This is a genomic window from Candidatus Magnetominusculus dajiuhuensis, assembly GCF_046044395.1.
GTDB lineage: Bacteria > Nitrospirota > Thermodesulfovibrionia > Thermodesulfovibrionales > Magnetobacteriaceae > Magnetominusculus > Magnetominusculus dajiuhuensis.
Genome location: NZ_JBJUSG010000032.1, coordinates 21,624 through 29,078 on the forward strand (window position 1 = coordinate 21,624; position 7,455 = coordinate 29,078).

Sequence of the window (7,455 nt, forward strand, 5' to 3'; positions counted from 1 at the left end):
TTCAAATAAGGTCTCATATTGCCTCCATAGCCTCTATTACCCTGTCGCGCCCAAACCCGTCAACAAGCCTTCGCCCAAGTGCGGACATCTCCTTTCGCAGCTTCATGTTCGTTAGTAACTTTAACAGGTTCCCCCTGATTTCGTCTTCTGTGGCCGTCTTAAACCATCCCGAATCAATAAATAATCCACGGCTGTTTAGTCCCGCAACTAAGTAGTCCTCAATCGGGGCAATCCTGCCAACGACACTGGGCACGCCCATAAAGGCGAGTTCCCACACTGTGGTGCCCCCGGATGTGACCGCGGCGTCCTGTGAGGCCATCACGTCCGCCATATTCGCCACATTTTGTAAAATTGTTACCGGGGCCGCTGTTCCTACCGTTTTTATTGATTCGATGTTCGGATTCCCCGCGCCTACTACAACGGTTATCTTTATATCGTTTATGTCTTTGACAGAGTTTAATACCTTTTGAGTGAGGTTTTCCCTGTCTGCCCCGCCCAGGGTTATGAGGACATTAACGCACTTGTCTGTGATGAGTTTTTCTACGCCGCGGTGTTTGATAAACTCACGCCTAAGGAGGATATACTCCGGGCCAGAGAGGAGCCTTGTGCCGGGGCTGAGGTTATATTTAAGGCTGTCGGCGTGGATGTTTTGGTTTAGAACGAATTCACCATCGTAGATTTTAAGGGCGGCCATGTCGTCAATAATAAGGAGTTTATAGCCCGCGTCTTTCATGGATTTATGAAACCGGCCGTCAAAGTTGACCCCGTCAACAACTGCCCAGTGACAGGGCGGCAGGACATTGTCTGATTTGCTTTCCAAAGGTATAACATTAAACCCATCCTCAGACGTAAGCCTTCCAAGAAGCCCGGCTGCCTCGCAATAAGTAATGAATACTACGCGCCAACCTCTGTCCTTAAACGACTGCCCAAGGGCCATGCATCGCATCAGATGCCCCGTACCAATTTCAGGGTACGCATCTGCCCGTATTACAACATCCATATCAAATATACCCGCAACAGCTCAAGGATTAACGACGAAGGGGGGTAACCCCCCTTCACCCGTATTTTCGTCAACGTTTTATCTGTACTCCGGATGTTGCCCCGAGACCTCATGGCTGGATTGCAATATAACCCTCCTGCCCAAGCATAATCAGCCTGAGCACAGCGCCACCATTTACCTTAACGCCGGGAAGCAAATCGGCGTTTACCCAGCCATTTGCCCCCATTGAGGTCGCGCATTCCTCAACCTCCACGCCCGCGGCGAGCATATCCGCAATCAGTTTCTTGTATGGATTTCCGGTGGTAATTTTTCTGGATTTATTATACGGCTCATCTGCAAGCGTCATATAGGCCGCTGCGCCATGAAATATGGCAATTACCTTAGCTATGGCATTTGACTTCTTTACCTGTTCCGCCATCATGAGCATGTATTTAAGTCCAACAGGTTTATCGCCGTCAAAGGCAAGGTGGTCCATATTAAATACCACCTTAACATCCTTCAGCACAACAGGGATGTCCACCTTAACCCCCTCAGCAGCGTAGGCGCTGCCGACTACTGAAATAAAAAAAATAAGCACTATCATGTAAATTTTCTTCATGTTATACGAACCTCCATAATATTTGATATTCTACGAAACTGGCTCCAATAGGTCATTATAGGTCCAGGCCTTTATCCCGCCTTTGAGGCTTACGGCGTCTATATTGAGCTGTTTTAGCTTAAATGCCGCAACAGCGCTCCTCCTGCCGCTTCTGCAGTACACCACGTATTGCTTGCTATCATCAAACTCCGCCCTGCGTTTCATTAAATCAAACAGCGGCACGTTCACACAGCCCACAATGTGGGATTCCTCATACTCCTCCACAAACCTCACATCCACAAACATGTGGCCGCCGCTATACATTGCCCGCGCTACCTCAGGGACGACCTCAGCCAGTAGCGGCTTTTGAAGGATTTCCCTGAACTTCGCAACATCCATCGCAAACAGCACGCCGTCCTCAAGCATTCTTACCGTGCAGGGGCTTTTGGCGGCCATGATAATCGCCTCTTCGCCTATCTCATCGCCCGGCCCGAGTTCTTCGGTTTTTTCAATATCGCCGCTTTCCGGGTTTAACCTCAAGACCTCCGCCCTGCCCGCGGCTATCACATAAAACGCCTTTATCTCCTTTCCATCGGAGATAACCTCATCGCCAGCCCTGACCGCCACCTCCGAAATGCCCTTAACCGCGTCCTCTATATATTCAATCGGCAGCCTCCGAAACGCGGTGCTCGCCCTCATCTTATCCAATAATGCCGCGTCATACCTGCCCCCAGCCTTTATATCGTCAAGGGTCTCTTCCAATCCCGACAGGTACGAAAACGCGTCAACATCAAGATGGCAAAGCCATGAATCCTCAATGGCCGTTATCGTTAATAATTGGGGATGCTCGGGAAAGAGCATTGGTTTGCTTGAGGTATCCCCCGGGTCAAGTTCTTTTTTATCGCCGTTTACGCCGGTAACCTCCACCTTTCCAATCACCACAAACAGCAGGTCGCCGCTAAACCCGCCAATGCTTGCCGATTCCCCTTCCCTTAATTCAAACGTCCTGAACACCTGCAGGGATTCCATGAGCGCCCGTTCACTGATGGATTGAAACATCGGGTGCGATTGTTTCAACTCCTTTATGAATTCTTTTATAACCACCGCGTCGGCCTCCTTAGTTCAAGTAATTCAACTCAAGTAATTCAAAATAAGCAGTTCAAAATAAATAGTTCAAAGAAGAACTGTTAGTCAGGTAGTTTATCATGGTCAGAGGATTTTGGCAAATGTTTTTTAATGGTGTGTGTTTTTTAATGGTGTTACGAATAAGGGGGGGTGAAGAATAGGCGAACCTCTTTACATTACTTATGCGGTAGTGTTATGATGTCCGAAGTAGATTCATTTCACCTGAAATAGATTCAATTCGCATTGAGCTATGACAATTTAATAGCAGGAGCTTATTTTTAATGCAACAGGAATTGTCCAGTACGAGCATCCTATATTTCTTTGCAGCCATAAACGGCCTGGTTATAGTCTCAGCAACGGCCTTTAAATACATAGCCGCATCTTTAGACAAAAAACCACAGGCGTACCCCAAAGAGATGGTTTACAATCTGAAAAACAGTGTTCTGGAGCTGGACAGGATTATGGCCATCGCGCATGAGCTTGAGAGATACAGGGTTCCAATAGAAGTGATTTTTGACGTCAATCTTATACTTGATGAGATATTTACAAATATTATCACCCATGCGTACAGCGACAGGAAAGAGCACATTATTCAAATCAGACAAAAAATTGAGGAGACACGAATTATCGTAGAGGTTCATGACGACGGCCGTGAGTTTAACCCGCTTGAAGCTCCGGCTTTCAATGCTGGTAAAACGATTGAGGAGATGACCCTGGATGGTCTCGGCATCCATTTGATTGCTCATTTGGCTGATTCGCTCAAATATCGCAGAGCAGATGGAAAAAATATTCTGACCTTTGAGAAGTCATTAGAGAAAAATACGGAAGAAAAAAATACGGAGTCCAAAAATTAACCGATGAATCTTATAAGAAACTGTATGCTTGCTATAATTCTTGCTATAGTTTTTGCTATAATTGTTTTACCCTACTATGGGGGGTTATGTGCTTTTGCCGATGATGGTACAACCGTAGTTCCCCGATATATGCCCGTATATCGGGATATTAACCCCAATGATGCCCCGGAAAATATACATAACGCCGTTATGTCAGGGTACGATATCTTAATAAACACACCAGGATATTTTGGAGGCAAGCTCTCATGCGGGAACTGCCATTTTCTTGGCGGCTTAACGAAGGGCGGAAAAGACGGTGGTATTTCACTTCTTGGAGCAGCGGCAACCTACCCGCGCGGCAGCGCCGGTGAGGCTAAGGTAATTGATTTGCAAACTGCTGTCAGAAACTGTTTTTCTAAGAGTCTAAACATAAGCCCGCCCCCGCCACAGAGCCGCCAGATGCAGAGTATCATTGCATACCTGCATTGGATATCGCACGATATTCCAATTTATTCAAAAGTGCCCTGGCTTGGATTACCTCCGGTTTCATTGCCACAAAACCCTGATGCCCAAAACGGGGGGAAGGTGTACTCGACACACTGCGCAAAATGCCACGCTAAAGATGGCAGCGGCAATAAGGCCACACCGCCACTGTGGGGACAAAATTCATACACCAATGCCTCGCCGTTTAATAACCAGAATATTTTTTCTGCATTTGTTTTATTTAATATGCCTAAAGGCAACGCTAAGCTTTCTCAACAGCAGGCTCAGAACGTATCATCTTTCATCATGAGCCAATCAAGGCCGTTTTGGGTGGGGAAATGAATATATCCCAATTTATAAAAAATATTCTCTCAAGGAAATGGTATCCTGCCGTATTACGGTGGCCGACCGCCTTGTTTTTTGTCTTTCTTGTTTATGTGCTTTTATATGGCAGGACAGAGGCAAGATATAACCTGGGCCTTTCGATGACATGGTTTTTGTGGTGGTCAATTCTTCCTTTAATGTTTTTGGTGGTAGGGCGTTTTTGGTGTTCGATATGTCCATTTGCTATGGTAAACGATTTGGTTCAGAGGCTTGTGGGTAATAATCTGCCTGTGCCGATGTTTTTAAAAAGGTATGGGGCATGGATTACATATCTGTTGTTTATCTCTCTGATTTATACTGAATTTATTCTCGGCATAGTTCTCTCCACTCAGATATCCGCAATTCTGATGCTGACTCTTGCGACATTTGCGGTTATCTCAGGGGCATTTTATACGAGGCGTACATGGTGCCGGTATCTGTGTCCATTAGGAGGTATGGCTACGATTTTTTCAAAGGCGGGAATGATTGAGCTAAAGGCACAGCCATCAATCTGCGCAAAATGCAAATCTATGGGGTGTTATAAGGGGGGTGAGAATACGCCGGGCTGTCCTGTGTTTTTAGTGCCAAGGATCAGTGAAAACCAACCCGCAAATTGCACTTACTGTGGAAATTGCGTTAAAAACTGCCCTAATGACTCCATCTCTATAGAAATCAGGCCACCCACAAGGGGGCTTTGGTTTTTACAAAAGCCAAAGCTTGAGGAATCCTTCCTTGCCGCCCTTTTCATAGGCGTAGGCCTAAGCCTGAGCATCATGCTTAGGAGCCAGCACTGGGCGGAGGGTTTTTTAGGCATCAAAAATTTGAATCTGAGCATCGCAGCCCTCTATGTGAGCGTTTTGGCGGCGCCGGTACTGTTGCTTTACGCGGTAAGCAGGTTTGTTTCTTACCGCACGGAGGAGCCTGTAAGTATTGTGTTTGCCAGATTTGGATACTTTCTGATTCCCCTTGCGTTTGCCAATCAGTTGGCTGTTGCCACATTTCACGAGTTATTGGTAAACGGTAAACTGAGTTTATACAACATTATGGAAATGATAGGGTTACACAGGCCGCAGTCTGCCACAGCCCTTGTATCAATGGAGATAATAAAAGTGTTTCAGATTCTTGTTTTGCTTGCAGGCGCCACAATGTCAGGGTTTTTGGCGCATCGAATTGCAAAATCCAATTACAAGGGTAAGCAGGTAACAGGGGCTTTTATACCGTTTTTGCTCTTATTGATCTTTATTGTTCCATGTTACTTTTATTTTTATTTTGCAGAACCGGAGCATAAGCCAACAGAGCATTTACAGTCACCCGTTGCAGCTATGCCGTCCTTATCTTTTCTGCCTCCAAAACCAGAGAATGCTCCGACCGGTATCAGAGAATACGTGTTGGCAGGACTTAATATTATGGCCGAGACCAGCCGCTATGCCCCGGCTTTTACCGGTAATGCACTCTCCTGTACGAGTTGTCATTTTAACTCGGGTATGGAAAGCAACAGAAAAGAAGGGGGTATATCTCTTGTCGGCGTTGCGGCTGTTTATCCTAAGTATACTAAAAGGCATGATTTTTCCACAGACCTGGTTACACGTATAAACGATTGTTTTAAGCGCAGTTTAAACGGCAAGGCCCTTCCTGTTGAAAGTAAAGAAATGGTGTCAATAGTAACCTATCTGACATGGATATCCAAAGATATTCCCATATATGCCGATGTGCCGTGGCTTAGCGCAAAATTTCCCGACACAGGCCACAAACCTGATCCACTGGCCGGGCGGCTGCTGTTTGGACAGAAATGTGCCGCCTGCCATCACATGGACGGTTTGGGAACTAAGGGAGCGCCTCCGGTGTGGGGGCAGGGTTCCTATAATGACGGCGCGGGTATGAGCAGGCTGGACAGGTGCGCCCCATTTCTTTTATCCAATATGCCGCTTGATTACCCCGATCTTAGCCCCGACCAGGCCTTAGACCTTTGCGCCTTTATAAACGGAAAACCACGGCCAACTTTCATGGAAAAAATATAAGGGCAACATTGTCAGCAGTTTTTAGCCGGAGTACGTAAGCCGCCAACGGGCGGCAGCCCAAACGCAACAGATAAAACGTGGTGAGATTTACGGGGTGAAGGGGAGGTTACCTCCCCTTCGTCGTTAATCCTTTTACTTCTTTGATTGCGTTTTGGCCTCAAAATCCGGGCGTTCCTTTGAATTGATATAAGCGGCAACATCAATGGCGTCTTGTTCACTGAGATTTGCGGCCGCATAGGGCATGGAGGATTTAATGAACGAGGCCGCTGTCTGTAAATTATACATACCGGCACCTTTGTTGTATGAGCGAGCACCCCAAAGCGGGGGGCAGCCACCCGGGGAGGCACCCGGCAGTTGTATTGCTTTAACGCCCTGCCCGTTTTCGCCGTGGCATGAGCTGCACTGCGATTCATAGACCTTCCTGCCATTTTCCATATTCGCGCTCCTGGGGTTGACGCTAAGGAGCTTCATGGTGTTAGGCCCTAAAGGTGCGACGGGGTTCATCTTAATGACAGTCCCCTCAGAAAGCCACGTAATATATGAGGCAATGGCAACAACCATCACGCTGTCAGCGGGGGGCCGAATGCCGTTCATACTTCGCATAAAGCAATCGGCGATTCTATCAGCAAGCGTGATGACGGCTTTTTCCCGTGGGGAGTATGCGGGATAGGCGGCGGCAACACCGATATAAGTCAGGGTTTTCAAATCCATACCATTGTTCAGATGGCAGCTTGAGCAGTTCAGGGCATTACCGTCGTATTGTTTGGACAGCGAGTGTCTGGAGGTCTTCAGGGAAATCTCCCTGCCAAGGGCAACAGTTCCACTAAGCTTTCCAGCGGAAACGACACCCTCTTCGCAAGTAGCCGACATTACCGGCAAAAGCGAATAAAAAATTATCGCTAATAGCAGCGTTTTAGAATATATAACATTTTTTTTCAAGTGTCTCACCCGCACACATTCTACCATAAACTCCGCCTCTTCCTCAACAGGGTGCAACTTACGGCAGCGATTCTCGGTGAAGGCAAGAACGATACTGGTAGTATGTATAGTATAATC

The 7,455-nt window shown here is 47.0% G+C and carries 7 protein-coding genes; 3 read left to right on the forward strand and 4 right to left on the reverse strand.

Annotated elements, in window-relative coordinates:
- Positions 1-13 precede the first annotated feature (13 nt).
- From pseG to AB7D94_RS06350, 3 genes are all read right to left on the reverse strand, one after another.
- Complete coding sequence (gene pseG / locus AB7D94_RS06340) at positions 14-1,000, reverse strand: UDP-2,4-diacetamido-2,4,6-trideoxy-beta-L-altropyranose hydrolase (RefSeq protein WP_420264895.1); 987 nt, start codon at positions 998-1,000, stop codon at positions 14-16.
- Positions 1,001-1,109: 109 nt separating this feature from the next.
- Positions 1,110-1,598 (reverse strand): DsrE family protein, encoded by a 489-nt coding sequence (locus AB7D94_RS06345; protein ID WP_420264896.1) that lies wholly within the window; start codon positions 1,596-1,598, stop codon positions 1,110-1,112.
- 30 nt (positions 1,599-1,628) lie between these two features.
- Positions 1,629-2,681, reverse strand: a complete 1,053-nt coding sequence (locus tag AB7D94_RS06350; protein WP_420264897.1) for a cyclic nucleotide-binding domain-containing protein — start codon at positions 2,679-2,681, stop codon at positions 1,629-1,631.
- A 302-nt stretch (positions 2,682-2,983) separates the two neighbouring features.
- Here AB7D94_RS06350 and AB7D94_RS06355 point away from each other — a divergent pair, with 302 nt between their 5' ends.
- The 3 genes from AB7D94_RS06355 to AB7D94_RS06365 all read left to right on the forward strand — a co-directional run bounded on the left by AB7D94_RS06355 (position 2,984) and on the right by AB7D94_RS06365 (position 6,399).
- Positions 2,984-3,556, forward strand: coding sequence for an ATP-binding protein (locus AB7D94_RS06355; RefSeq protein WP_420264898.1), 573 nt, complete (start codon positions 2,984-2,986; stop codon positions 3,554-3,556).
- 189 nt (positions 3,557-3,745) lie between these two features.
- On the forward strand, positions 3,746-4,360 hold the full coding sequence (locus AB7D94_RS06360) for a c-type cytochrome (protein ID WP_420264899.1): 615 nt from the start codon (positions 3,746-3,748) through the stop codon (positions 4,358-4,360).
- Complete coding sequence (locus tag AB7D94_RS06365; RefSeq protein ID WP_420264900.1) at positions 4,357-6,399, forward strand: 4Fe-4S binding protein; 2,043 nt, start codon at positions 4,357-4,359, stop codon at positions 6,397-6,399. The genes AB7D94_RS06360 and AB7D94_RS06365 overlap by 4 nt, the downstream gene beginning before the upstream one ends.
- Positions 6,400-6,531: 132 nt before the next feature.
- Here the strand turns inward: AB7D94_RS06365 and AB7D94_RS06370 are convergent.
- A partial coding sequence (locus AB7D94_RS06370) for a c-type cytochrome (protein ID WP_420264901.1) occupies positions 6,532-7,455 on the reverse strand: 924 nt, incomplete at its 5' end.